This window comes from Micromonospora tarapacensis (assembly GCF_019697375.1).
GTDB lineage: Bacteria > Actinomycetota > Actinomycetes > Mycobacteriales > Micromonosporaceae > Micromonospora > Micromonospora tarapacensis.
In genome coordinates, this window is record NZ_JAHCDI010000004.1 from 3,046,578 (window position 1) to 3,073,124 (window position 26,547).

The 26,547-nt window shown below is 72.6% G+C and carries 18 protein-coding genes and 3 pseudogenes; 10 read left to right on the plus strand and 11 right to left on the minus strand.

What is annotated here, in order from left to right:
* Window positions 1-13: 13 nt before the first annotated feature.
* From KIF24_RS19785 to KIF24_RS19795, 3 genes are all read left to right on the plus strand, one after another.
* Window positions 14-3,124 (plus strand): M14 family metallopeptidase, encoded by a 3,111-nt coding sequence (locus tag KIF24_RS19785; RefSeq protein WP_221085322.1) that lies wholly within the window; start codon window positions 14-16, stop codon window positions 3,122-3,124.
* 95 nt (window positions 3,125-3,219) lie between these two features.
* Window positions 3,220-4,149, plus strand: coding sequence for an NAD(+)/NADH kinase (locus KIF24_RS19790; protein ID WP_221085323.1), 930 nt, complete (start codon window positions 3,220-3,222; stop codon window positions 4,147-4,149).
* 141 nt (window positions 4,150-4,290) lie between these two features.
* Entirely contained in the window at window positions 4,291-4,791 is a 501-nt protein-coding gene (locus tag KIF24_RS19795) for a hypothetical protein (protein ID WP_221085324.1), read from the plus strand.
* Between the two features lie 62 nt (window positions 4,792-4,853).
* Here KIF24_RS19795 and pgm read toward each other — a convergent pair whose 3' ends face one another.
* Together pgm and glgC are read right to left on the minus strand one after the other, a co-directional pair.
* Window positions 4,854-6,500, minus strand: coding sequence for a phosphoglucomutase (alpha-D-glucose-1,6-bisphosphate-dependent) (gene pgm / locus KIF24_RS19800; RefSeq protein WP_221085325.1), 1,647 nt, complete (start codon window positions 6,498-6,500; stop codon window positions 4,854-4,856).
* A complete protein-coding gene (gene glgC, locus KIF24_RS19805; RefSeq protein WP_221085326.1) occupies window positions 6,497-7,729 on the minus strand; it encodes a glucose-1-phosphate adenylyltransferase in 1,233 nt (410 codons plus the stop codon). Before glgC ends, pgm begins: the two co-directional genes overlap by 4 nt.
* Before the next feature lie 95 nt (window positions 7,730-7,824).
* On the opposite strand from glgC, the gene glgA reads away from it, so the two are divergent.
* The gene (gene glgA, locus KIF24_RS19810; protein WP_230415767.1) at window positions 7,825-9,015 is read left to right on the plus strand and encodes a glycogen synthase; all 1,191 of its coding nucleotides are present in this window, start codon (window positions 7,825-7,827) and stop codon (window positions 9,013-9,015) included.
* 726 nt (window positions 9,016-9,741) lie between these two features.
* On the opposite strand, the gene KIF24_RS19815 is transcribed toward glgA, so the two are convergent.
* A complete protein-coding gene (locus KIF24_RS19815; protein WP_221085327.1) occupies window positions 9,742-9,969 on the minus strand; it encodes a hypothetical protein in 228 nt (75 codons plus the stop codon).
* 186 nt (window positions 9,970-10,155) lie between these two features.
* Between KIF24_RS19815 and KIF24_RS19820 the strand changes: the two genes are divergently transcribed.
* Together KIF24_RS19820 and glgB are read left to right on the plus strand one after the other, a co-directional pair.
* Window positions 10,156-12,183, plus strand: a complete 2,028-nt coding sequence (locus tag KIF24_RS19820) for an alpha-1,4-glucan--maltose-1-phosphate maltosyltransferase (RefSeq protein ID WP_221085328.1) — start codon at window positions 10,156-10,158, stop codon at window positions 12,181-12,183.
* Window positions 12,171-14,272 (plus strand): annotated as a pseudogene (gene glgB / locus KIF24_RS19825) (1,4-alpha-glucan branching protein GlgB). Before KIF24_RS19820 ends, glgB begins: the two are co-directional and overlap by 13 nt.
* A 61-nt stretch (window positions 14,273-14,333) precedes the next feature.
* On the opposite strand, the gene KIF24_RS19830 reads toward glgB, so the two are convergent.
* Window positions 14,334-15,374: an App1 family protein gene (locus KIF24_RS19830; RefSeq protein ID WP_221085329.1), complete on the minus strand. Its 1,041-nt coding sequence runs from the start codon at window positions 15,372-15,374 to the stop codon at window positions 14,334-14,336.
* A gap of 157 nt (window positions 15,375-15,531) precedes the next feature.
* Between KIF24_RS19830 and KIF24_RS19835 the strand changes: the two are divergent.
* The 4 genes and pseudogenes from KIF24_RS19835 to KIF24_RS19850 all read left to right on the plus strand — a co-directional run bounded on the left by KIF24_RS19835 (window position 15,532) and on the right by KIF24_RS19850 (window position 19,835).
* Window positions 15,532-17,156: pseudogene (locus KIF24_RS19835) on the plus strand (ArnT family glycosyltransferase).
* Between the two features lie 61 nt (window positions 17,157-17,217).
* The gene (gene yaaA / locus KIF24_RS19840; protein ID WP_407939937.1) at window positions 17,218-18,012 is read left to right on the plus strand and encodes a peroxide stress protein YaaA; all 795 of its coding nucleotides are present in this window, start codon (window positions 17,218-17,220) and stop codon (window positions 18,010-18,012) included.
* A 98-nt stretch (window positions 18,013-18,110) separates the two neighbouring features.
* Window positions 18,111-18,815 (plus strand): hypothetical protein, encoded by a 705-nt coding sequence (locus tag KIF24_RS19845; RefSeq protein ID WP_221085331.1) that lies wholly within the window; start codon window positions 18,111-18,113, stop codon window positions 18,813-18,815.
* Between the two features lie 49 nt (window positions 18,816-18,864).
* Window positions 18,865-19,835: pseudogene (locus KIF24_RS19850) on the plus strand (TAXI family TRAP transporter solute-binding subunit).
* 9 nt (window positions 19,836-19,844) lie between these two features.
* Here the strand turns inward: KIF24_RS19850 and KIF24_RS19855 are convergent.
* From KIF24_RS19855 to KIF24_RS19885, 7 genes are all read right to left on the minus strand, one after another.
* Window positions 19,845-20,093, minus strand: coding sequence for a helix-turn-helix transcriptional regulator (locus tag KIF24_RS19855; protein WP_221085332.1), 249 nt, complete (start codon window positions 20,091-20,093; stop codon window positions 19,845-19,847).
* 54 nt (window positions 20,094-20,147) lie between these two features.
* The gene (locus KIF24_RS19860) at window positions 20,148-21,005 is read right to left on the minus strand and encodes an ABC transporter permease (RefSeq protein WP_221085333.1); all 858 of its coding nucleotides are present in this window, start codon (window positions 21,003-21,005) and stop codon (window positions 20,148-20,150) included.
* On the minus strand, window positions 21,002-21,973 hold the full coding sequence (locus tag KIF24_RS19865; protein ID WP_230415769.1) for an ABC transporter ATP-binding protein: 972 nt from the start codon (window positions 21,971-21,973) through the stop codon (window positions 21,002-21,004). Before KIF24_RS19865 ends, KIF24_RS19860 begins: the two co-directional genes overlap by 4 nt.
* A gap of 98 nt (window positions 21,974-22,071) precedes the next feature.
* Window positions 22,072-23,508: a sensor histidine kinase gene (locus tag KIF24_RS19870; RefSeq protein ID WP_221085334.1), complete on the minus strand. Its 1,437-nt coding sequence runs from the start codon at window positions 23,506-23,508 to the stop codon at window positions 22,072-22,074.
* Between the two features lie 10 nt (window positions 23,509-23,518).
* The gene (locus KIF24_RS19875; protein WP_221085335.1) at window positions 23,519-24,175 is read right to left on the minus strand and encodes a response regulator transcription factor; all 657 of its coding nucleotides are present in this window, start codon (window positions 24,173-24,175) and stop codon (window positions 23,519-23,521) included.
* 88 nt (window positions 24,176-24,263) lie between these two features.
* Window positions 24,264-24,575, minus strand: coding sequence for a hypothetical protein (locus tag KIF24_RS19880; protein ID WP_221085336.1), 312 nt, complete (start codon window positions 24,573-24,575; stop codon window positions 24,264-24,266).
* Window positions 24,576-24,731: 156 nt separating this feature from the next.
* Complete coding sequence (locus KIF24_RS19885) at window positions 24,732-26,492, minus strand: CDP-glycerol glycerophosphotransferase family protein (RefSeq protein WP_221085337.1); 1,761 nt, start codon at window positions 26,490-26,492, stop codon at window positions 24,732-24,734.
* Between the last annotated feature and the right edge of the window lie 55 nt (window positions 26,493-26,547).

Genomic DNA, 26,547 nt, shown 5'->3' on the forward strand with positions numbered 1-26,547 from the left:
AAGAGGGGGCAGGATGAGGCGCACACCGCTGGCGATCGCCGGCGTGTTCACCCTGGTCGGCGCGCTCGCGCTGACCACACCGGCGAGCGCACGGCCACCGTCCGACCCGGGCGGCCGTGACGGTCTCGAGGTGTACGTCGGCACGGTCGGCCCCGCTCAGCTGCATCAGCTGCGCGAGGCCGGGGTCGACATCGGGCACGGTTCGACGCCCGACCAGTCCGGCAAGACGGAGATCGAGACGGTGCTCAGCCGCGACCAGGCCGACCGGCTGAACCGCAAGGGCATCGATCTCAAGGTCAAGAAGGTGCGCGGCAAGGATGCCTCCCAGTTGCTGCGGGAGCAGACCGCGACGGGCTGGACGGCGTTCCGCTCCTACAGCGAGCCGGGCGGCATCCGCGACGAGATCACCGCGACGGCGGCGCGGCATCCGAAGCTGGCCAAGGTGCAGTCCATCGGCCGCTCGGCGCAGGGCAAGCCGATCCTGGCCATCAAGGTCACCAAGAACGCGCGGAGCACGAGGGACGGTAAGCGGCCGGCGGTGCTCTACGGGGGCACCCAGCACGCGCGGGAGTGGATCACGCCGGAGATGACCCGCCGGCTGATGCACCACGTGCTGGACAGCTACGGCTCCGACCGGGAGATCACCCGGCTGGTCGACACCACCGAGCTGTGGTTCGTCCCGGTGCTCAACCCGGACGGCTACGACCACACCTTCACCACCGGCAACCGGCTGTGGCGCAAGAACCTGCGCGACAACGACGGCGACGGCCAGATCACCCGGGCCGACGGCGTCGACCTGAACCGCAACTTCGGCTACAAGTGGGGCTACGACAACGAGGGTTCCTCGCCGGATCCGACAAGTGACACCTACCGGGGCCCCGGCCCCAACTCGGAGCCGGAGACGAGGGCGCTGGACGGCCTGTTCAAGCGGATGAGATTCGAGTTCTTCGTCAACTACCACTCGGCGGCGGAGCTGCTGCTCTACGGCGTCGGCTGGCAGGTGGCCACGCCGACCCCCGACGACGTGATCTACGAGGCGCTGGCCGGCGACGACGCCAACCCGGCGGTGCCCGGCTACGACCCGGACATCTCCGCCGAGCTGTACACCACCAACGGTGACACGGACAGCCACGCGACGGTGCGCTACGGCACGCTGGGCTTCACCCCTGAAATGTCCACCTGCCAGGCAGCGGCCGAGTCGGACCCCGACGACCAGTGGCTCCCTGAGGACTGCGTCAGCAGCTTCATCTTCCCCGACGACGAGGAGTTGATCGCGGCCGAGGTGGCCAAGAACATCCCGTTCGCGCTGTCGGTGGCGAAGTCGGCGAAGCAACCGGACGACCCGGTCTCGGTGGTGGGCCGCAGCACCCCGGATTTCGTGGTCGACGCCTTCGACGTCTCGTACGGCCGGGATCAACAGGTCGCCGCGATCAGCCGGCGGTCGCTGAAGAACGTCAGGCTGAACTACACGGTCAACGGGGGCCGGGTGAAGTCCACAAAGGTCCGCGAGTGGCGCGGCGGTGAGCGCTACGGCGACACGCACGACGACTACTACGCCGAGTTGCGCGGGAAGGTCACCGGCGCCCGCCCGGGCGACCGGGTGCGGGTGTGGTTCACCGCCACCCGGCCCGGCCGGGGCAAGGGCAAGGTCAGCAGCGAGCGCTTCACCTACCGCGTGCACCACGACATCGGCGGGGACGTGCTGGTCCTCGCGGTCGAGGACGTCACGGGCCTGACCCCGACCCAGGACACCACCACCGCGAAGTACGCCGACGAGGTCGCCGCGTCGCTGCGCGCCGCCGGGCGCAGCAGCGACGTGTACGACTTCGACGCGATGGGCCGCACCGCCCCGCACCATCTGGGCGTGCTGTCGCACTACCGGGCGGTGGTCTGGGAGACCGGCGACGACATCATCCTGCGCTCCGCCGGCCAGGTGCCCGGCACCGCGGCGAAGGCGGCGGCGGACATCGAGCTGTCCGTCCGGGACTACCTCAACGAGGGCGGCAAGCTGCTGGTCAGCGGCAAGTACGCGCTCTACGCCCAGGCGGGCAACGGGCTGTACGGCTACCAGCCGGACGCCCCACCGGAGTGCACCGACGCCGCCGACCCGACCTGCCTGCCGCTGCTCAACGACTTCCAGCAGTACTGGCTGGGGGCGTACAACTACGTCAGCGACGGCGGCACCTCGCCCGACGGGGAGCCGTACCCGGTCCTCGGCGACGACGGCCGGTTCGCCGGTTTCGCCGGGACGCTCAACGCCGAGGGTTCCGCGGGCAACCAGGACCACACCGCGTCGTTCCTGACCACGTCGAGCTTCCTGCCGGTCGGGCAGTTCCCGCAGTTCGCCAGCTCCGCGCCGGTCGGCTGGGGACGGCCGGGCGGGGCGCCGTTCGATCCGCGTACGGGCGAGTGGTACCTGTTCAGCGGTCAGTCCGACGAGTCGTACAAGCGGCTGACCCGGACCGTTGACCTGACCGGGGCCAGCAGCGGTGAACTGCGCTTCTTCATCTCGTTCGACATCGAGACGAACTGGGACTTCATGATCGTCGAAGCGCGCGAGGTGGGCACCGACGACTGGACCACGCTGCCCGACTCCGGCGGCTCGACCTCGCAGGAGACCGGGGACAGCTGCACCTCCGGCTGGGTGCCGCAGCTGCACCCGTTCCTCGCCCACTACCAGGGCGAGGACTGCTCGCCGACCGGCACCACCGGCGAGTGGCACGCGGCCACCGGCACCTCCAACGGCTGGAAGGAGTTCACCGCCGACCTGTCGGCGTACGCGGGCCGGCAGGTGGAGGTCTCCATCTCCTACGCCACCGACTGGGCCACCCAGGGCCTCGGGGTGTTCCTGGACGACGCGCGGGTCGTCGTCGACGGGGCCACCGTCGCCGAGACGTCGTTCGAGACGGACCTCGGCGGCTGGACGGTGGCCGGTCCCCCGGTGGGCTCCAGCCCGGCCGCCAACGACTGGTCCCGCAGCCAGCAGGCGTTCGAGGAGGGCTCGGCGGTGGTCACCGAGGACACCGTCTACCTGGGTTTCGGGCTTGAAGGGCTGGCTCCGGCGGCCCGGGACGAGTTGATCGCCCGGTCGCTGACCCAGCTGACCGGCCGGCCGCGCCGGTAGCGGCGGTCGCGGGGCGCGCCGACGGTCGGGACACTGCCGGCGCGCCTTGCCGCGTACCGCAGGACGGCCGGCCCGGACTGTGGTGAGCTGGAGATGTGGAACGGATCCGGCTCGGGCTGGTGCTGCACCCCACCCGGGACGTGTCCCCGGTGGTGGACACCATCGCGGCGTGGGCCGCCCGGCACGACGCCGCCCTGGCGGTCCGCGCCGAGGACCGGCACCGGGTGCCCGAGCCGGTCCGGCCGGTGCCGGAGGAGGAACTTGTTGCCCGGTCGGACGTGCTTGTCACCATCGGCGGGGACGGCACGATGCTGGGCGCGCTGCGGATGGCCGTCGGCGACCCGAAGCCGGTGCTCGGCGTGCACCTGGGCAAGTTGGGTTTCCTGGTGGAGGTGGAGCCGCCGGAGCTGCCGGCGGCGCTGGACCGGCTGCTGACCAGGCAGTACACCGTCGAGGCGCACAGCTGCCTGGTCTGCGACGTGTGCGGCGACGACGTGGTCGCGTTCAACGACATCGCGCTGGTCCGCCAGCCGGGACAGGGCTTCGTCAGCGCCACCCTGGCGGTGGACGGGCAGCAGTACGGCTACTACCGCTGTGACTCGCTGGTGGTGTGCACCCCGACCGGGTCCACCGCGTACAGCTACGCCGCCGGTGGGCCGCTGATCTCCCCCGCGACGCGCGCGGTCGTGGTGACCCCGAGCGCACCGATGTCCGGCATCTCCCGGTCGGTGGTGTTCTCGCCGGAGGAGACGGTGCGGCTGGAGCTGCGCCCCGGGTCCGGGCCGGTCGCCGTGGAGGTGGACGGGCTGGTCATCCGGAACCAGTCGACGTCGGGCGCGGTGGACATCCGCTACCGCCAGGACGCCGGTCTGGTGGTCCGCCTCGATCCGCTCCGCTACCAGGAACGCAGCCAGCTCAAGCTGAGCCTGCTGGATCTGCCGCTGCTGCCGGAGCAGTTGCGCGAGCTGCTTCCCGAGAGCCTGCGCCGCCAACTCGGTCGCCGCGAGCTGCCACCCCCGCGCTGATCCGGCTGACTTTCCACCCATACATCGATACACTTCACTTCAATCGCAGCCCGGCGCCGACCGCCGTCCCAGTCAGGTGCCGACGGCCGCGACCGTCCCGCCCAACCCACCACCGCACCCGATCAGCTTGGAAGGAAGCAGATGACCCGCACGTTCCTGCGGGCGGCGACCGTCCTCGCCGCCGCGCTCCTCGCCACCACCGTCATGGCCAGCAGCGCAGCCGCCAGCCCGATCTCCCAGCGCTTCTCCGTCCCCTCCGGAGACAACTGCACCTACGGCTACACCGAAGGCGTGCTCGAATGGCGCTCCACCGCACCTACCAGTGCGGTACGGCTGACCGGAGTCGTCGTCGACCGGCCCAGCGCCAACGAGCCGATCGCCTGCCGCGACGACCGTCGCTACACCACCGCCACCTACGTCGCGTACGCGGGCGAACGCCCCATCGACCAGGCAGCTCGGCGGGTCGACAACGGCGTGGTGAGGTTCGACTTCGTGCTCGGCTCCAATGCCTCCGTGCTGGGCATCGACCGGGTGACCATCCAGGTCTGCCGGACGTCGCTCGACGGGGCCAGCATCAGGCCGGACTACTGCGGTCGCGAATACACCTTCCGCCCCACGTCGATCGGCCCCAACGGATCGTGACAGCGGCGCCCGGGTGTGGTCACTCGCGGTCACCGCACCCGGGCGCCCGTCCCACCGGGGCGTCAGGCGTTGCCGAGGACCTCGGTGACCAGTTCCTGCGCCTCCTGCTGGATCCGGATGAGGTGGTCGGTGCCCTGGAAAGACTCGGCGTAGATCTTGTAGACGTCCTCGGTGCCGGAGGGGCGGGCGGCGAACCAACCCGACTCGGTGGTCACCTTGAGGCCGCCGATCGGCGCACCGTTGCCGGGGGCGGTGGTGAGCGTGGCGGTGATCGGTTCGCCGGCCAGCTCGGTGGCCCGGATCTGCTCCGGGGAGAGCTTGCCGAGCACGGCCTTCTGCTCGCGGGTGGCCGGAGCGTCGATGCGGGCGTACGCGGGCGCGCCGAAGCGGGCGGCCAGCTCGGCCCAGTGCTCGCTCGGGGCCCGGCCGGTCACCCCGATGATCTCGGCGGCGAGCAGGCAGAGCAGGATGCCGTCCTTGTCGGTGGTCCAGGTGCCGCCGTCGCGGCGCAGGAAGGAGGCGCCGGCGCTCTCCTCGCCACCGAAGCCGACCGCGCCGTCGAGCAGCCCGGGCACGAACCACTTGAAGCCCACCGGCACCTCCAGCAGCGGGCGCCCGAGGTCGGCGGCAACCCGGTCGATCATGGAGGAGGAGACGAGGGTCTTGCCGACCGCGGCGTCCGGCCCCCACTCGGTGCGGGTGCGGAACAGGTGGGCGATCGCCACCGCGAGGTAGTGGTTCGGGTTCATCAGCCCGGCGTCGGGGGTGACGATGCCGTGCCGGTCGGCGTCGGCGTCGTTCCCGGTGGCGACCTGGTAGTCGGCGCGCATGGCGATCAGCGAGGCCATCGCGTTGGGCGAGGAGCAGTCCATCCGGATCTTGCCGTCGCCGTCGAGGGTCATGAACCGCCAGGTCGGGTCGACGGTCGGGTTGACCACGGTCAGGTCGAGCCGGTGCCGCTGGGCGATCTCGCCCCAGTAGTCGACGCTGGCGCCGCCGAGCGGGTCGGCGCCGATGCGGACCCCGGCGGCACGGATCGCGTCGAGGTCGATCGCGGCCGGCAGGTCGTCGACGTAGTGGCCGAGGAAGTCGTACGTGCCGGTGGTGTCGGCGGCGCGGGCCCGGGCGTACGGCACGCGACGCACCTCCTTGAGCCCGGCGGTGAGGATCGCGTTCGCGCGGTCCTGGATCCGCTTCGTGACGTCGGAGTCGGCCGGCCCGCCGTGGGTGGGGTTGTACTTGAACCCGCCGTCGTCCGGTGGGTTGTGCGACGGGGTGATCACGATGCCGTCGGCGAGCCCGGCGGTGCGGCCCCGGTTGCGGGTGAGGATGGCGTGCGAGACCGCCGGGGTGGGGGTGTAGCCGTCGCGGCTGTCCAGCAGCACGGTGACGTCGTTCGCGGCGAGCACCTCCAGGGCGTCCACGGTCGCCGGCACGGAGAGCGCGTGGGTGTCCCGGCCGAGGAAGAGCGGCCCGTCGACGCCCTGTTCCCGGCGGTAGTCGCAGAGCGCCTGGGTGACGGCGAGGATGTGGTCGGAGTTGAAGGCGTTGCGCAGGCTCGACCCGCGATGCCCGGAGGTGCCGAAGGAGACCTGCTGCGCCGGGTCGGCCGGATCGGGGTGCTCGGCGTAGTAGGCGGTCACCAGCCGGGGCACGTCGACCAGGTCGGCGGGCTCGGCCGGCTGGCCGGCGCGGGGATGACTGCTCATGGTTCCACCTTCTGTCCCTTGCCGATGACCACGATGCCGTTGTCGGAGACGGTGTAGCGCTGCCGGTCCCGTTCCAGGTCCACGCCGATCTCGGCGCCCTCGGGCACGTGGACGTTCTTGTCCAGGATGGCCCGGCGGACCACGGCGTGCCGGCCGATGTCGACACCTTCCATGAGTACGCACCCGTCCACGTGTGCCCAGGAGTGGACCTTCACCTTGGGCGAGACGATCGAGTTCTCCACCAGTGAACCGGATATCACCGCGCCGGGCGAGACCATCGAGGCGACCGCCCGGCCGACCCGTTCGCCCCACTGGTGCACGAACTTGGCCGGCGGGAACGGTGGCTGCTCGGTGTAGATCGGCCACTCGAAGTTGTAGAGGTTGAACACCGGGTGGACGTTGATCAGATCCATGTGCGCGTCGTAGAAGGAGTCGAGGGTCCCCACGTCCCGCCAGTAGCCGCGGTCCCGGTCGGTGCTGCCCGGCACCTCGTTGTCGCGGAAGTCGTAGACGTTCGCCTCGCCCTGGGCGACCAGCGCCGGGATGATGCTGCCGCCCATGTCGTGCTTGCTGGTCTTGTCGTCCGCGTCGTGCTCGACCGCCTCGATCAGCGCCCGGGTGGTAAAGACGTAGTTGCCCATCGAGGCGTAGATCTCGTCGGGTGCGTCGGGCAGCCCGACGGCGTCGGTGGGCTTCTCGCGGAAGGCCCGGATCCGCCGGCCGTCCTCGCCGACCTCGATGACGCCGAACTGGTCGGCGGTGGCCAGCGGCTGCCGGATGCCCGCGACGGTGACCGCGGCGCCGGAGGCGATGTGGTCCTCCACCATCTGGCGGGGATCCATCCGGTAGATGTGGTCGGCGCCGAAGACGATCACGTAGTCGGGCTGCTCGTCGTAGATCAGGTTGAAACTCTGGTAGATCGCGTCGGCCGAGCCGGCGAACCACCAGGGGCCCCGACGCTGCTGGGCGGGCACCGGGGTGACGTAGTTGCCCAGCAGCGTCGACATCCGCCAGGTCTTGGTGATGTGCCGGTCGAGGGAGTGCGACTTGTACTGGGTCAACACGACGATCTTCAGATAGCCGGCGTTGGCCAGGTTGGAGAGGACGAAGTCGACCATGCGGTACATCCCGCCGAACGGGACGGCCGGCTTGGCCCGGTCTGTGGTCAGCGGCATCAGGCGCTTGCCCTCTCCGCCGGCCAGGACGATCGCGAGCACCTTGGCAGCCATGACCAGACGCTATCCATACCCGTGCCACTTCACCACTCGGACGGGCACAGTTCCGCAGCCGGTGCGGCGTTGGATTCTGCACTAGGGTGCCGGACATGACCGACTCCGCCCCGCTGCGCGTCGACCTGCTCACCCGGGAGTACCCGCCGGAGGTCTACGGCGGCGCCGGGGTGCACGTGGAATACCTCGCGCGGGAGCTGCGCCGGATCACCGACGTACGGGTGCACTGCTTCGGCGCGCCGCGCAGCGAGCCGGGCGTGCGCGCGTACGCCGAACCGGCGGCCCTGGCCGGCGCGAACGCCGCGCTGCGGACGATGGGGGTGGACCTGGAGATGGCCGCCGGGTGCGCCGGTGCGGACGTGGTGCACAGCCACACCTGGTACGCCAACCTGGCCGGGCACACCGCGAAGCTGTTGTACGGGGTGCCGCACGTGATGACCGCGCACAGCCTGGAGCCGCTGCGGCCGTGGAAGGCCGAGCAGCTCGGCGGCGGCTACGCGCTCTCCTCCTGGTGTGAGCGTACGGCGGTGGAGGCGGCCGACATGGTGATCGCGGTGAGCGAGGGGATGCGCCGCGACGTGCTGACCGCGTACCCGGCAGTGAACCCGCACCGGGTCAAGGTCATCTACAACGGCATCGACACCGCACAGTACGCACCGGACCCCGACACCGACGTGCTGGCGCGCCTCGGCATCGACCCGGCCCTGCCCAGCGTGGTCTACGTCGGGCGGATCACCCGCCAGAAGGGCCTGCCGCACCTGCTGCGCGCCGCCCGCGACCTGCCGCCGGAGGCCCAGCTGGTGCTGCTGGCCGGCGCGCCGGACACCCCGGAGATCGCCGCCGAGGTGGAGGGCCTGGTCGCCGAGCTACGCGCGACCCGTTCCGGGGTCGTCTGGGTGGCCGAGATGCTGCCCAAGTCCGAGGTGATCCAGGTGCTCACCCACGCCACCATCTTCGTCTGCCCGTCCGTCTACGAGCCGATGGGCATCGTCAACCTGGAGGCGATGGCCTGCGAGACGGCCGTGGTGGCGACCGCCACCGGCGGCATCCCCGAGGTGGTCGCCGACGGCAAGACCGGCCTGCTGGTCCCGATCGAACAGGCCGCCGACGGCACACCGGTGGATCCGGCGCGCTTCGAGGCCGCTCTGGCGGCACGGCTGAACGAGTTGCTGGCTTCTCCCGAACGTGCCGCCACGCTCGGCCGGGCCGGGCGGCGGCGCGCGGTCGAGCACTTCTCCTGGGACGCGATCGCCGCCCGCACCCTCGACCTCTACCGCTCCCTGTAGCTGTGCGGATGGGCACCCTGCCAACGTCTCGTGCATAGCAGGGCCCCCGACTAACCAGCTCTCACCGGATCGTCGCCACGCAGCAACTCCATCAGGGCGTCAGTGGACAGGTACTCGGCTTGCGTCCCGCCGCCACGGCAACGCATGCCGCACCAGGCGCTGTCCTCCGACTCTCGACGCGGCCAGAATCGCCACCCTCGACTTTGCCGCCGTCCTTGACCACGTGTCCCTCCCGATCATCCCGACGCCTCGTGAATCTTGGACAGTTTCCGTTCGAGAGGAACGGAAACTGTCCAAGATCTACGCAGCAGAAGGTGGGTGTGAAGATCAGGTGGGGTGCAGGGTGGTGGGCAGGCGGGAGCGGTGGCGGCGGGAGCGGTGGCGGCGGGAGCGGTGGCGGCGGAGCGGCCGCCGCCACCCCGACGTCCCCGAGGTCGGCCGCGATCACCACCCGCGCCGCCTCCAGCGCCGTACCGTAGCCGTCCGGCAGCTCGGGCACGATTGCCGCAGCCTGGTCGATCAACTCCCGCGCGCTGCGACCGTCGCCCCGACCACCGGCGGCCAGACCCGCCTGGACCAGTAACGTCGTGCGACCTCCACCGCGTCGCCGGCCCGATGTGCGAGCCGCTGCGCGGCCACGACCGTCGCATCCATCGCGGACCGTCGCCGCCCGACCGCCCGCGCCGCCCGACCGCCCGCGCCGCCCGACCGCCCGCGGCGCCTGACTCAGCGGTACGGTCGCGACGGCGGCCAGCAGCGCGTTCGCGGTACCCAGGGCGACGGCCATCCCCGGTCCGCCGCCAGCCACGCCGACTCCCACTGATCCACCTTCACCAAGACCAGGGCGACCAGCCCGTACGCGGCGACCAGCAGGTCGTCACCGACCGGATCGGGCCGGTCGACCCGCGCCTGCCGGACCGTGTCGAGCAGGTCGGGTAGCAGCCTGAGCAACATATCTCCTGCCACAACTCCTTGATCGGCGCCGGAAGGGGTGGTCGATCCGTGCCTCCTTGCGGGTGGCGGCCGAGATCTTGGTACGGGAGCGCCCCTCAGGGGGCACCTTCGTACCAAGATTGCCTCTGGTGGCAGGCAACCGCGGTCAGCCGAGCGCGAGGGGATCTCGGGCAGTAGGTTGGGGCGGTGAGCGGACGGTTCCCGATCGAAGACGTCTCCCCCGTCGTCTCCTGCGGTCGCTACCCGGCACGTTCGGTCGTCGGCGAGTTGGTGCCGGTGTCGGCGCTGGCATACCGCGAGGGGCACGACGCGCTCGGCTGCAACGTGGTCTGGCTCGGCCCCGACGGCCGGGCCCGCCCGTTCACCCGGATGCGGCCGGGTGAGCCTGGGCTGGACCGCTGGCACGCCACCATCGTCCCGGACCTGGTCGGCGAGTGGATGTTCACCGTGGAGGCGTTCAGCGACCCGTACCTGACCTGGCACAACGCGGTCACCAAGAAGATCGCCGCCGGCCAGGGGCCGGCCGAGCTGGCCAACGACCTGGCCGACGGCGTCCGCGTGCTGGACGCCGCCGCCGAGCTGGTGCCGAAAGCCGAGCGGGCCCGTCTCAAGAAGGCCGCGAAAGCTCTGGGTGACGCCGACCGGCCGCTGCCGCAGCGGGTGAGCCCGGCGCTGGAGCTGGCCGACCTGCTCTGGGCGCACCCGGTGCGGGAGTCGGTCACCACCGGCGAGCGGTACCGCATCTGGGTGGACCGCGAGCGGGCCCTCTTTTCCGCCTGGTACGAATTCTTTCCCCGCTCCGAGGGGTCGGTCCCGGCCACCGTCGACGCGCCGGCCCGCTCGGGCACCTTCGCCACCGCCACCGAACGGCTGCCCGGCGTCGCCGCGATGGGTTTCGACGTGCTCTACCTGCCGCCGATCCACCCGATCGGCCGGGTCAACCGCAAGGGCCCCAACAACAGCCTGGTCGCCGGGCCGGACGACGTGGGTTCGCCGTGGGCGATCGGCGCCGACGAGGGCGGGCACGACGCCATCCACCCCGACCTGGGCACGCCGGCGGACTTCCGGGACTTCGTCGCCGCCGCGGCCGAGGCGGGCCTGGAGGTGGCGATGGACCTGGCGTTGCAGTGCGCGCCGGACCACCCGTGGGTGACCGAGCACCCGGAGTGGTTCACCACCCGGGCCGACGGGAGCATCGCGTACGCGGAGAACCCGCCGAAGAAGTACCAGGACATCTACCCGCTGAACTTCGACAACGACCCCGACGGCATCCGCGCCGAGATGCTGCGGGTGGTGCTGCACTGGGTCGGCGAGGGCGTGAAGATCTTCCGGGTGGACAACCCCCACACCAAGCCGGTCGACTTCTGGCACTGGCTGATCTGGGAGGTCAAGCAGGTCGACCCGGACGTGATCTTCCTCGCCGAGGCGTTCACCCGGCCGGCGATGATGCACGGGCTGGCCAAGATCGGTTTCACCCAGTCGTACACGTACTTCACCTGGCGGACCTCGGCGGCGCAAATGCGGGAGTACTGCGCGGAACTGGTGGCGGCGGCCGACTACATGCGGCCGAACTTCTGGCCCAACACCCCCGACATCCTGCACTCCGCGCTACAGCACGGCGGCCCGCCGATGTTCAAGATCCGGGCGGTGCTGGCCGCGCTGCTCTCCCCCTCCTGGGGCGTGTACGCCGGCTACGAGCTGTTCGAGCACGTCGCCCGCCCCGGCGCCGAGGAGTACCTGGACAACGAGAAGTACGAGTTGCGGCCCCGGGACTGGGCCGGCGCGCTGGCACACGGGCGCTCGCTGGCGCCGTTCATCACCATCCTCAACCGGGTCCGCCGCGACAATCCGGCCCTGCACCGGCTGCGCAACCTGGTCTTCCACGACATCGACAACCCCGCGCTGCTGTGCTGGTCCAAACGCGACCCGACCACCGGCAACACGGTGCTGGTGATCTGCTCGTTCGACTCGCACACCGTGCAGTGGGGCAACACCACCCTCGACATGCCGGCGCTGGGCCTGGACTGGCACGACCGGTTCACCGTGCACGACGAGCTGACCGGCGCCAGCTATGACTGGGGGCAGCGCAACGCGGTCCGGCTCGACCCGTACCTGCAACCCGCACACGTGCTCACCCTGCCCGCCACCACTGTCGCCGACCCCCGGGGCGGCTCCGCATCCGCGACGAAGGACGACACCCGATGGACCAGCTGATCTCCGGGGAGACCCACGACCCGCACGCCGTGCTCGGCGCACACCCCGCCGACGGGCGGACGCTGATCCGCACCCTGCGCCGGGGCGCGGGCGACGTGAGCGTGCTGGTCGGCGACGAGCGGCACCCGATGAAGCGGGTGCACGACGTCGGGGTCTTCGAGGCGGCGGTCCCCGGCGAGGTGTTCGACTACCGGCTCGACGTCGACGGCCGGCTGGTCGACGACCCGTACCGGCACCCGCCGACCCTCGGCGAGTTGGATCTGCACCTGATCGGCGAGGGTCGGCACGAGCGGCTGTGGGAGGCACTCGGCGCGCGCGTGCGGGGCGACGGGGTGGCGTTCACGGTGTGGGCGCCGAACGCCCGGGGCGTGCGGGTGATCGGCGACGTCACCGGCTGGGCGCCCGACGACGGCTGGCCGATGCGCTCGCTCGGCTCGACCGGGGTGTGGGAGGTCTTCGTGCCGGGGGCCGCGGCCGGCAGCCGGTACAAGTACCGGATCCTCGGTGCCGACGGGTACTGGCGGGACAAGGCCGACCCCCTCGCGGCGTACGCGGAGGTGGCGCCGGCCACCGCCTCGGTGGTGCACCGGTCGACGTACGAGTGGTCCGACGCGGACTGGCTCGCGCGCCGGGAGCAGCGGCAGCCGCACCAGGAACCGATGAGCGTGTACGAGGTGCACCTCGGCTCGTGGCGGCCCGGCCTGGGCTACCGGGAACTGGCCGAGCAGTTGACCGGGTACGTGGTCGAGCTGGGCTTCACCCATGTGGAGTTCCTGCCGGTGATGGAGCACCCGTTCGGCGGTTCCTGGGGTTACCAGGTCACCGGCTACTACGCGCCGACGGCCCGGTTCGGCAACCCGGACGACTTCCGTTACCTCGTGGACCGGCTGCACGCCGCCGGCATCGGGGTGATCCTGGACTGGGTGCCGGCGCACTTCCCGAAGGACGAGTGGGCGCTCGCCCGCTTCGACGGCACCCCGCTCTACGAGCATCCCGACCCGCGCCGCGGCGAGCACCCCGACTGGGGCACCTACGTCTTCGACTTCGGCCGTCGGGAGGTGCGCAACTTCCTGGTCGCCAACGCGCTCTACTGGTGCGACGAGTTCCACGTCGACGGGCTGCGGGTGGACGCGGTCGCCTCGATGCTCTACCTGGACTACTCGCGGCAGGACGGGCAGTGGGCGCCGAACCGGTACGGCGGCCGGGAGAATCTTGAGGCCATCGGGTTCATGCAGGAGGTCAATGCGACGGTCTACAAGCGGCACGCCGGGGTGGTGATGATCGCGGAGGAGTCGACCGCCTGGCCGGGGGTGACCCGGTCGACCGGCGACGGCGGGCTGGGTTTCGGGTTCAAGTGGAACATGGGCTGGATGCACGACACCCTGCTCTACACCTCGAAGGACCCGATCTACCGGCAGCACCACCACCATCAGCTCACCTTCTCGCTGGCGTACGCCTGGAGCGAGAACTACGTGCTGCCGATCAGCCACGACGAGGTGGTGCACGGCAAGGGTTCGTTGGTCGGCAAGATGCCCGGCGACCTGTGGCAACGGCTGGCCAACGTACGGGTGCTGCTGGCGTACATGTGGGCGCACCCGGGCAAGCAACTGTTGTTCATGGGCTCCGAGCTGGCCGACGACCGGGAGTGGAGCGAGGAGCGCGGCCTCGACTGGTATCTGCTGCACGACCCGGCGCGGGCCGGGGTGCACCGCCTCGTCGGCGACCTGAACCGGGTCTACCGGGACACGCCCGCCCTGTGGGCGCAGGACACCAGCCCGGCCGGCTTCCGCTGGCTCGCCGGTGACGACGTCGCCAACAACACCGTCTCGTTCGTCCGGATCGCACCCGACGGGGCGACCCTGGTCTGCGTGGCCAACTTCTCCGCGCTGCCGCTGGAGGGCTACCGGGTGGGCCTGCCCGCCGCCGGTGCCTGGGCGGAGGTGCTGAACACCGATGCCCACCACTACGGCGGCTCCGGCGTCGGCAACCTCGGCACCGTCCACGCCGAGGGCATGCCGTGGCACGGCCTGCCCGCCTCGGTCGCGCTGCGGGTCCCCCGCTGGGCGCCCTCTGGCTCCGCCCCGCCTGAGCCGGCACCCGTCGCAGCGGCCGGACCGGCGGGTCCGAGCTGACCCCGGACGGCTGGCGGCTCAGACCAGGCCGGCGTCGCGCAGCAGCGTCCAGAGGCCGGCACCGTCGGGTGCGGAGAGCCACTTCTGCCCCACCGGGCCGGTCGACGTCTGGCCGGCCGGGGCCGGCAGGCTACCGGCGAGCACCGCCTGGGCGGGCGAGAGCCGGCGGATCGCCACCCCGGCCACGTTGTTCGGGTGGGCCGCGGCGAACTCCCGGTAGATCTCCTGGTCGTGCTGGCCGTCGTCGCCCACGAGCAGCCAGCGCACGTCGGGGAACTCCGTGGCCAGCCGGGCCAGGGTGGCCCGCTTGTGCTCCCGCCCGCTGCGGAACCAGCGGTCGTGGGTGGGACCCCAGTCGGTGAGCAGCAGCGGCCCGGCCGGGTAGAGGTGCCGGGACAGGAACCGGGTCAGCGTCGGTGCGACGTTCCACGCACCGGTGGACAGGTAGAACACCGGAGCGCCGGGGTGGGCGGTGACCAGCCGCTCGAAGAGCACCGCCATGCCGGGCACGGCCGCGCGGGCATGCTCGTCGAGGACGAAGGTGTTCCACGCGGCGAGCAGTGGCCTCGGCAGCGCGGTCACCATCACCGTGTCGTCGATGTCGGAGACGACGCCGAAACGGACCTCCGGGTCGAGGATGCGCACCGGGGCCTCGACCGCCTCGGCGTCCGGCGTGCTGAGCCGCACCGAGCCCCAGCCGGGCGGCAGTTCCGTCTCGACCACGGTGTCGACGAAGCCGCTGCGGTCCGCCTGCGCCTCGTGGCGCACCCCGCCGGTCTCGATGGAGACGGTGACGTGCTTGGCCGGCAGGGTGGTGAAGCTGCGCCAGCCCCGGACCTTCTCCAGCCGGCCCCGCTGCCGGGTGTCGGGGCGCCCCAGCAGCACCCGGCACATCACCCGCACCCAGCCAGGTGCGCCGTATCCGGTGTAGGCGATGATGTTGATCCGCCAGCCGGTCCGCCGCAGCCGGCGTTCCACCAGGTGATGTACGGCGTCCTCGATCCGCGCGGCCCGGTGCAGGTTCGTCACGGCCAACTGGCCGGCGGGAGTGGGTGGCACGCGTGCAACCCTGCCACACGGCGGCGGCGTCGGCCACGCGAGCCGCGGTGACGTCCCCGCCGCCCGGGCCGACCGTGGCCGGGCTGCGCCGAATCGGCCCGGACGGGCGGCCGGCCGTGAAACACTCCGCTCGGGACGGCGACGGGGGCGATTGGTCGTGCCACGAGCAGCGGCGGAACCAGGACGGCAGCGCGGACGGTGGCGGCCACGACTCGACCGGCCGGCGCTCGTCGCGTTGCTGTTCGGGTTGGTCGGGGTCGGCTACCGGCTGTTCCTCGTGTTGGACACCGTGCCGGTGTCCAACAGCGACGAGGCGACGTTCGGGCTGGCCGCGCTGCACATCGCGCAGGGCCGCGAGCACCCGGTCTTCCTCTACGGCCAGCGCTACATGGGCATGCTGGAGTCCTACCTGGCCGCGCCGCTGATCGCGGTGACCGGCCCGAACTGGCCGGCGCTGCGGCTGCCGGTGCTGGCGCTCTACGCGCTGTTCCTCTGGCTGATCCACCGGCTGACCCGGCGGATCGGCTCGCCCTGGTTCGCCACCGTGATCGTCGGGCTGCTGGCGCTCGGTTCGGAGCGGGTCATCCGGGATCAGGTGACCACGGTCGGCGGGCGGCCGGAGGTGAAGGTCGCGGTGCTGGTGATGTTGTTGATCGTGGTGGGGCTGGCCCGCGGCGCGGCACGGCACCGCCGGCTGGCCGTCGGCGCCTTCGGGCTGCTCGCCGGGTCGGCCCTCTGGTCGGACTGGCTGATCCTGCCCTATCTGGGCGTGGCCGGCCTGGCGCTGGCGTGGGCGCTGCGCCGGGAACTGCTCGGCTGGGCCGGGTTGCTGCTGGTCGCCGGGTTCGCCGTCGGTGTCGCCCCGATGATCCGGGACAACCTGGTGGCCCCGCCGGGGCAGGACTCCCTCTCGGTGCTGCGTGGCATCAGCGGCGGGACCGGGGCGGCGCCACCGTGGGCCCAGCGGCTCGGTGGCGGGCTGCTGGAGGGGTGCCGCTGGCCGCCGGGCTCTGCCCGGTCGACGGCTGCGCGGGCTGGCAGGAGTGGTTCGGCCTGCTCTACCCGGTGCTGTTGGTCGTCGCGGCGGTGCTCGCCGGGGTCGCGTACCGCCGGGTGGCCGGGCGGCGCGACCGGGTCGCGCCGGTGGTGCACCTGGCGCTGCTCGCCGGTGCGGCGCTGACCCTGCTGGCGTACGTGCGCAGCTCGCTCGCCGCCGCGGACCCGCTGGGCAACGCGCGCTACCTGTCGGTGCTGCAACTGTCGCTGCCGGCGGTGCTGTGGCCGCTCTGGGTGGCGGCGGTGGCCGCCTGGCGCGGGACGGTCGGCGTGGCGGGCCGGCTGGTGGGTGGCCTGGCCACCGCCGTGCTGGCCGCGCTGGCGGCGACCTCGCTGGTGGTCACCGTGCTGTTCGCCACCGACGGCGCCGGCGTGGGGCGGACGGAGGAGCGGCAGGCCCGGGAGTTGGCCGCCGCGGTCCGCGCGGCCGGGCTCCGCGAGGTGTACGGGGAGTACTGGACGTGCAACCGGCTGGTGTTCAACACCGCCGAAGAGGTGGTCTGCGGGGTGCTCGACGGCAACCTGCGCCCGGGGCAGAACCGCTACCCGGCGTACTGGTGGCGGTTGGCTCGGGCACCGCGGCCCGGGTACGTGCTGGCTTCCGGCGCACCGGCCGACCGGCGGTTGCGGGAGCTGCTCGGCGACCGGGCCGAGGCCGCGCTGCTCGCCGAGGTCGGCGGCTATCGCGTGTACCACCCGCCGGAGCCGCTGCGGCCGTGGCGGTAGCGGCGGGTCGTACCCTGACCGGGCCCGGCGTGTGGTGCGTACCGGGAACCGAGGAGTGCCCGTGCTGATCCTGTTGCCGCCCTCCGAGGGCAAGGCCGACGCCGGCACCGGCCGCCGGCTGGACCTGGCCCGGCTGCCGCTGCCGGAGCTGAACCCGGTCCGGGAGGAGGTGCTGGGCGCACTGGACGTGCTCGACGCCGGACCGCCGGAGGCGGCGCTGGACGCGCTCGGGCTCGGTGCCGGCCAGCACGGCGAGCTGCGGCGCAACGCCCGGCTGCGGCAGGCCGCCACCGCGCCCGCCGGCCGGATCTACACCGGCGTGCTCTACGAGGCGCTCGACCTGGCCACCCTCCCCCCGTCGGCGCAACGCGCGGCGGGGCGGCAGGTGCTGGTCAGCTCCGGACTCTGGGGGGCGGTACGGCTGACCGACCGGATCCCGCCGTACCGCTGCCCGATCGGCGCCCGGCTGCCCGGCATCGGCACCCTGCCGGCGCGGTGGCGCCGCGCGCTGGGTCCCGCGCTGACCGCCGCGGCCGGCACCGGCCCGGTGCTGGACCTGCGTTCCGGCGCGTACGCCGCCGCCTGGACCCCGCGCGGCGAGCTGGCCGAGCGCACCGTGACCGTACGGGTGCTGCACGAACGGGAGGTCGACGGTGTGCCGGTGCGCTCGGTGGTCAGCCACTTCAACAAGGCCACCAAGGGGCGGCTGGTTCGTGACCTGCTCCTCGCCGGTGCCCGGCCGCGTACCGCCGACGCGCTGGTGACCGCCCTGCGGGACCTGAAGTACCCGGTGGGCGAGCAGGCCACCGCGCCCGGCCGCCCGCGCCAGGTCGACCTGGTGGTTTCGGAGCTGTAACCAGGCGCAAGATTTCCTCAAGGCTGGACCGGATCGGTACCACCGGTCGGTGTCCCGGGTCACCGTAGACAGACCCGACGCCACGAGGAGGCCCTCCGGTGGTTGCCGAACCGATCCTGCTCGACCAGCACCGTCCGTCATCGACCCCGCCGCCGTCGACCCCGCCGCCGTCGGCGTTGCCGCCGCTGGACTGGACGACCCTGGCCGACGCGTTCGAGGCGGCCTGCCTGCTGCGCTGCATGCCGCCGCCGGCGGCACCCGGTCAACGGCACCCGGGGCGGCAACCCGTCCGGCCGGCGACCGTCGAGTTCAACCGGGAGGAGGCGGCGCGGCGGACGCGGCAGCTGCTCGCCCGCCTCGACATCCCGGTCCGGCACGAGCTGGCCGTCGGCGGGCTGCGCCGCCGCTACGAACTGCACCGGCTGCACGTGTCGCGCGAGCACCGGCCGGCGTACGCGGCGATTGTGGAGAACGGCTGGCGTCGTGGCCGGCGGGAGCTGCTCGGCGGCCCGGTCCCCGGCGCCTCCACGGCGCGGCGGATGTGGCGCACCCGGTTGGCCGCCGCCGCCTGGCGGGCGGCCCTGCTGGCCGGTGGCCGGCACGTCCGCCGGCACATCCTCGGAGTGCGGATCACCGACCGGGAACTCGCCGCCGTGCTGGTCCGTGGCGCCGCCCTGCTCGACGTGCCGGCGTTGCTGCGCCCGGGCACCGGCTGCTTCCTGGTCAGCGTGGCGCACGGCCCGGACCGGGACCGGATCCTGCGGTACGCGGCCGAGGAGGCGGTGCACCGCCCGGTGGCCTGACCCGTGCACCGCCGCCCCGGGCTTGCGCCGCGGGGTCCGGCGGCGCACAGTGCTGCCCGTGAGCCGTACCCGGTACCTCGCCCGAGCCCGGCGGCGCGGCGTCCGCGTGGCGTCGACGCTGATCGTGCTGCTGGCCCTGCCCGGACTCGGCGCCTGCCGCGACGACCCCGACGAGACGGTACGCATCCGCATCGCCACCGGCAGCCCCACCGCGGTCTACCACGCCTTCGGTGCGTCGCTGGCCGCCATTCTCAACCGGGAACTGCCCCACGTGCGGGCCGAGGTGATGGTGACCGCCGCCTCCGCGGAGAACGTCCAGCTGCTCAACGCCGGGGAGGCCGAACTCGGCTTCACCCAGGCCGACGTGCTGCCGGCCGATCCGGGTCCGGACCCGCCGGTGGTGGCGGTCGCCCGGGTCTACGACGACCTGCTGCACCTGGTCACCACCGCCGACAGCCCGGTGCGGACCCTGACCGACCTGCGCGGGCGGCGGGTCTCGGTCGGCGCGGCCGGCTCCGGGACCAAGATCACGGTGGACCGGCTGCTGGCCGCCGCCGGGCTGGCGGGCGCCCAGGTGCGGCAGGAGCAGCTCGGCCTGGACGACTCGGTGGCCGCGCTGCAAGCGGGCCGGATCGACGCCTTCTTCTTCTCCGGCGGGCTACCCGTACGCGCCGTCGCCCAGTTCGCCCAGCACACCCCCGCCCGCATCGTCGACCTGGGCGCGTGGACCGTCCCGCTGCGCCGGAACAATTCGGAGGTGTACGTGCCGCGGGACATCCCCCGCTCGGTGTACGGCATCGACCTGGTCACCACGGTGGCCAACCCGAACTACCTGGTGGTCCGGGCCGACCTGCCGGAGGCGCTGGTCCGCGAGGTGACCCGGCTGCTGATGGAACGGCGCTCCGAGCTGGCCGCCGCGCACCCGGCGGCCGGGCGGATGAGCCCCGCTCGGCCATCGCCACCTCGCCGCTGCCGCTGCACCCGGGCGCCGTCGACTACTACCGGGCCAGCAAACCCTGAGCGGGCACCTCAGGCGGACCGCGCCGCCGTGGTGGTGTCGCCGAGCCGGGGGAACGGTTCGGCGGCGAAGACCACCTCCACCGGCACCTCGAAGTGCCGGGCGATCCGCAGCGCGAGGTGCAGGCTGGGGCTGAACTCGCCCCGTTCCAGGTAACCGATCGTCTGGTAGTGGACGCCCAACGCCTCGGCGAGCTGTCGGCGGGAGATGCCGCGTTCCGCCCGCAGCATGGCGATCCGGTTGTAGACGACCTCACTCACGCCGCAACCACCACACCACGTCGATGATCCGCTCGCCGCCGGCCCATCAGCAGATCACCGTTGCAGGGCCTTCTCGCGGCGGGCCGCCACTCTCGATCCGGACTCGCGGCGGGCCATCCGGCGCAGCACCACCGGCGCCAGGACCAGCCCGGCGACCGCCCAGCCACCGAGCACCACCAAGGTCTCCAGGTGCCGCCACGACTCGCCGATCTCGACGGCGGCCATCGCCTCGGGCAGCAACGCCGACCGCATGCCGAGGCCGAGCCAGTAGATCGGGAAGACCTGCGAGATTCCCTGCACCCAGCCGGGCAGCGAGGTGATCGGGTAGAAGATGCCGGAGGTCGCGATGAGCGCCATGATCGGAAGCATGATCAGCCCCATGTTGCGCGGGTTCGACAGCAGCGACCCGAACACCGCCCCGACCGGCATCGTCGCCACCATCCCGATCAGCATCACCCAGACCAGGGTCGCCCAGGCCGCCGGGGCGTCCAGCGTGAGCCCGTCGAAGAGGACAAGACCCGGGACGAGCAGGAGGGCGACGCTGACCAGCGTCATCCCGGCAACAAGGATGATCTTGCTGATGAGGTAGCCGAGCATCCCGTTCGGGGTGGCCTTGGCCCGCAACAGGGTGCCGTCCTCCCGCTCGACGGTGAGGATCGACGCCACGTTTACCAACCCGCCGAACGCCACCGTCATGCCCAGGGTGCTGGGCAGGGTCTGCGCACCGAGCGAGAACTCCGTGCCCGGCACCTGCGTACCGCGCAGGAAGAACATCACCACCAGCAGGATCAGGGTCGGGAAGAGGTAGCCCCACAGGGTCTCGGAGTTGGTGAAGCTCTGCCGCAGCTCGATCCGGCCCCGGGACAGACCCGCCCGGGCCGCCACGGACAGTGGACGGACCGCCGGGTTCATCCGGCCACCTCCTCGAACGCGCGGATCGCGCCGTCGGCACGACCCGACTCGTGGTCGCGTACCAACGTCATGTAGGTCTCCTCCAGGCTGGCCCGCCGCACCTCGAGGTCGGCGATCTGGGCACCGTGCTCGGCGAACAACTGCCGGACGAACCCGGTCGCGTCGCTGGTGGAGTGCACGAACCGGGCGCCGCCCCGGCTCCACCGCACCTCGGCCTCGGCGGAGATCCGCCGGGACAGCTCGTCGGCCGAACCGCTGGCGATGATCCGGCCACCGGCCAGGATCAGGATCCGGTCGGCCAGCTTCTCCGCCTCGTCCATGTCGTGGGTGGTGAGCAGGATCGTGGTGTCGTCGATGTCGGCGAGCCGGTGCACCAGGTCGTGGAACTCGCGCCGGGCCGCCGGATCGAAGCCGGCGGTCGGCTCGTCGAGGAAGAGCAGCTCCGGCCGGCCGACGATGCCGATCGCCACGTCGACCCGGCGGCGCTGGCCGCCGGAGAGTTGCCCGACCTTCTTGTCGGCGTGCTCGGTGAGACCGACCACGTCGATCAGCTCGTCGACGTCCCACGGCCGGCGGATCCGATCCGTCGAGTAGGGCGCGTAGAAGGAGCCGAGGTGGAGCAGCAGCTCCCGCACCCGCCACCGGCCGTGATCCCGCCAGGACTGGAGCACCACGCCGAGTCGGGCGCGCCACCGCTCGTCGCCGCGCGCGGGGTCCACCCCCAGCACGTCGACCCGGCCGCCGGAACGCATCCGGAAGCCCTCCAGGATCTCGATGGTCGTGGTCTTGCCGGCACCGTTCGGGCCGAGCAGGACCAGCACCTCGCCGCGCCGCGCGGTGAACGACACCCCGGTGAGCACGTCGGTGGAGCCGTACCGCATTCGCAGGTCGTGCACGTCCAGACTGACCCCGGAGTCGGTCGGCGACCCGGTGTCTATCGGGATCTCCGCGCCGGCGCTGACCGCCATGACACACCCCTCCCCGTATTATTTCTGCGCTGGAAGATAGCACTCATGCTATGCATGGTCGCAAGTCTCCCTCGGCGAGTCCCCTCTCCTGGCTTGTCTCAGCCCACCACGGGCACGGCGGGTGCCGGCTCGACGCGGGTGGCCGGGTCGACGGGCGGGGCCGGGTCGACGGGCGCGGGAAACCACAGCGCGGCGACCAGGCCACGCGGCGAGTTCAGGTGCATCGTGAGCCGGCCGTCGGAGGCGTCGACCAGCACCGCGGCGATCGTCAGGCCCAGCCCGGCGCCGTCGACGTTCTGCACCTCCGGTGCCCGCCAGAACCGTTCGGTGGCCCGGCCGAGCTGGCTGCGGGTCATCCCCGGGCCGGTGTCGCGCACCTCCAGCACGGTCCCGTCGTCGCGGGCCGCGACGGTCACCGTCACCTCGCCGCCCGCCCCGCTGAACTTCACCGCGTTGTCGATCAGCGCGTCGAGCGCCTGGTCGATGGCGGTCGGCACGGTCCGGGCGTACACCGGGCCCGGGTCGGCCGACAGGCGCAGCGTGACCGACCGGTGGCGGGCCAGGGGTTCCCAGGCCGCCACCCGGGACGCCGCCGCGGCCGTCGCGTCGACGGTGATCCGCTGGTTCTCCCGACGTTCGGCGCGGGCCAGGGTGAGCAGCGCGTCGAGGAGCAGCGCCAGCCGGTCGGTCTCCTCCAGCGCCAGCCGGTGCTCGGCGCGGCCCTGCTCGTCGAGCACGCTCGGGCCCAGTTCCTCCACCCGCAGCCGCAACGCGGTCAACGGGTTGCGCAGTTGGTGGCTGGCGTGCGCGACGAAGGCGCGCTGCCGGTCCATCACGTCGGAGACGACGTCGGCCATGTGGTTGAAGCTCGCCGCGAGGCGGCGCAGCTCCGGCGGACCCAGCCGGTGCTGCACCCGCGCGCCGCGGTCGCCCTCGGCGATCTCGTGGGTGACCGCGTCCAGCTCGGTGACCGGGCGCAGCACCCAGCCGGCCAGCCCGAACGCGGTGAGCACGCAGGCCAGCACGGCGAGCAGACCCAGCGCGACGACCAGCAACCACCACGTCGCGACGGTACGACGCACCCCGCCGGCCGGGCTGGCGGTGATCACCGCACCGAGCACCTCCCCGCCGTCGTTGATCGGCACCGCCACCACGATCGGACCGTCCACCCACGGCCAGACCGAGTCGGGCCCGCTGGTCTGCTGGCCGGACAGCGCGATCTCCAGCGCCTCGCGGGTGCCCGGTGCCGGCCGCCAGCCCGGCGACGGCACCACCACCCGCCCGTCCCGGTCGACCACCGCCGCCGCGATCCCGTACAGCTGGTGGTAGCTGTCCAGTTCGTTGGTGAGCGGGCCGGTCGTCCCGCCGCGCAACGCCGGCCCGGCCAGCGACGCGAACCGGGTGGCGTCGGCGAGCCGGTCGGCCCGCACCCGCTCGGTCTCCCGGGTGGTCAGCGTCACCGCGAGCGGTGTGCCCAGGGCCACCACCACCAGCACCATCAGCAGCAGGTAGCTGACCACCAGACGCCGTCGCACCGCCGGCCCCTCACTCGCCCCGGAGCCGGTACCCGACGCCCCGCACGGTCTCCACCAGTCGCGGGTCGCCGAGCTTGCCGCGCAGCGAGCCGACGTGCACCTCCACGGTGTGCCGGTCGGTGAAGGTGGTGCCCCAGGCGTCGAGCAGGATCCGGTCGCGGGGCACCGCGACCCCGGGTTGCCGGGCCAACGACAGCAGGACGTCGAACTCCTTGCGGGTCAGCGAGACCGGCCGGCCGGCCACGCTCACGGTGCGGGCAGCCACGTCGATGTGCACCGGTCCGGCCTCGATCAGGCTACGCTCCGGCGCCGTGTGCGAGGCCCGCCGGAGCACCGCCTCGATGCGCGCCTGGAGCTCCACCATCGAGAAGGGCTTGACCACGTAGTCGTCGGCGCCGAGCCGGAGGCCGAGCACCCGGTCGCGCTCCTCGCCACGGGCGGTCACCGCGATGATGCCGAGCTGGTTGCTGCGCCGGCGCAGCTGCCGGCACAGGTCGGTGCCGTCGCCGTCGGGCAGGGTCAGGTCGAGCAGTACCAGGTCGCAGGGGGCGGCGGAGAGGGCCGCGGCGACGGTCGCGGCGTGTTCCACCTCGTACCCTCGCCGGTTCAGGGCGGACGACAGCGCGGCGGCCACCCGACGGTCGTCCTCGACCAGCAGGATGCGCACCCGGCCTCCCCGTTCGGTCTGCTCCGCTGAGGCTAGATGGTGGCAGACAACCGGCCGGGGTGACAGGCCCGGGAGCCGCCGGGCCGGCTCAGAGCCCGAAGGTCTCGTCGGAGGTGCTGTCCCGTACCCCGTCCACGAACCCCTTGAAGGCCGGGTCGTCGTGGCTGGCCGGCACCGTGGCGACGACCTCGCCGGTGGCCTCGGTGACCGCGTCGACAAGTGGCGGGAAGTCGATCTCGGCGTCGGCCAGGGTGTCGTCGTCGGCCTCCGCCAGGTTGATCACGTGCTGCACGTCCTCGGACGGGGTGTCGGGGTCGTCGGCCCAGTCCGCACCGGCGCGGTGGCACTCGTCGTAGAGCGCGCGCTGGCTGTCGGTCCAGTCCTCGTGATAGCTGTCCATGCCCATCCCCCTGTCCGGCGGCCTGCCTTTCGAGCATGCCCGGCGGGGCCGCGGACCGGGGCCGGTACCGGACAAAAACGCCGCCGGCGCCGGGGCGGACCGGACGGCGCCGCGCCCGGGTCGACAACGTCGACCCGGGCGCGGCGAGCACCGGTGTCAGCGGCGGCAGAGCCGGGCGACCTCCTCGGCGAACCGGTCCATCGGGTCGGCCTGCGCCGGGCCGAGCAGGTAGGACTTCAGCTCCCGGCGGGCCTCGGTCATCGGGTCGTCGCCCGCCCGGGTCACCGCGACGATCTTCTCCAGCTCCCCGCAGTCGGCGGCGAGCAGGTAGCCGGCCCGCGAGGTCGGGAAGGCGCGCCGGAACTCGTCGTCGGGCAGCCCGGCCGGGTTGGCCACCACATACGGCCGCTGGCTCTGCACGAAGTCGGACACCACGCTGGACACGTCGCCGACCAGCAGGTCGGTCTGGTTGAAACAGTCGACCAGCGTGGGCACCGACCCGGTCACCACCCGGTGCGTGGTCCCGTGCAGGGTGGTCGCCTCGACGTCGCCCCCGGCGCGGCGGATCCGCTGCACGATCCGCTCGTGCGCCGCCCGCACCCGGCTGGACCGGCTGCCGGTCAGCGGATGCGGTTTGTAGATCAGCCGGACCTCCGGCCGCGTGGCCAGCAGCCCGGCCACGATCCGCTCACCCATCAGCGCGACGGAGGTGTGGAAAGGGTCGCCGGCGAGCCACCCCTCCCAGGTGGGCGCGTAGAGCACGGTGAAGGGGCGATTGCCGGGCTCCGCGCCGCCGCCGCGTACGCCGGCCAGTTGCGGCCGGCCGATCTCCACCACGTCGCAGTCGCGTACGCCCACCCCGGCCCGGGCGTGCCGTTCCCGGCCGGCCGGGCCGGCCACCCAGACCTCGTCGTAGACCCGGCAGAACGGGTTGACGCTGGCCGCCTTGTCGCTGTCGCCGTGGCCGAGGAACACGTGTTTCATGCCCGGCTCGCGCAGCAGGTGGATGTTCTCACCGGCATTGGCCGGGTACAGCGCCGCCCGGATGCCGCTCTTGTCGAGGTTCATGAAGTCGGCCCCCGGCGGCACGCAGACCACCGGCAGCCGGGTGTCGGCGAGAGCCGGCAACACGTCCCTGTTCCGCAGGAACACCACCGCCCGGCGGTCCAGTGCCTCGGTCGGGCCGAGCCACATGTTCGCCTGGTATGCGTCCTTGGCCGGGCCGGCGAAGTACAGCGCGACCTCCGGGCGGTAGCCGTCGAGCCAGCGCTGCACGGCCGACAGCTGGGCGCCGTGCCCGGTGCCCCTGCCGCGCAGCCAGGTCAACCCGACGGTTCCGCCGACCACCGCGGCCAACCCGACGGCGAGCGCGCCGGCCAGGTGCACCGGTCCCACCGTGCCGGCGACCGCCGCGACCACCGACGCCGGGACGAGCAGCACGTTCACCCAGGGCAACCGGTCGCCGGTGAGGGCGGCGGCCCAGCGTGGCAGGCCCGGCGCCGCGCCGAGCCGACCCAGGTCGATGTTGCGCACCATCGACCCACCGGGGTTCCGCCGGTCGATGATCCGGCGGAACGCTCCGGCGAAGACGGCGATCACCCACACCGTGGCGGGCAGCAGGAGCAGCAGCGTCAACTCGCCGCCGACCAACTGCACCTGGGCGACGACCAGAAGGACGACCGACCCGTCGCGGGCCAACTGCCGGTAGCCGAGTCCGAGGCCGGCCTTTTCCATCAGGGCCGTGGTGGCCGGCGACCACCGCTCGACGGCGAACTCGCCGGCCACCGCCGCCAGGGCCGCGACCGCGAACCCGGCGACCCAGCCGAGCGCGCCGGTGGCGAGCAGGATCAGGTACGCCCCCACCAGCAGGGCCCCGCGCGCGGCCGTGCCGACGCGCACAGTCAACGTGCCGAACAAGGGGTAGCTCCCTAGCGAGATCGATGGCCGGCGGGTGACGCCCCGGCGCCAGCGC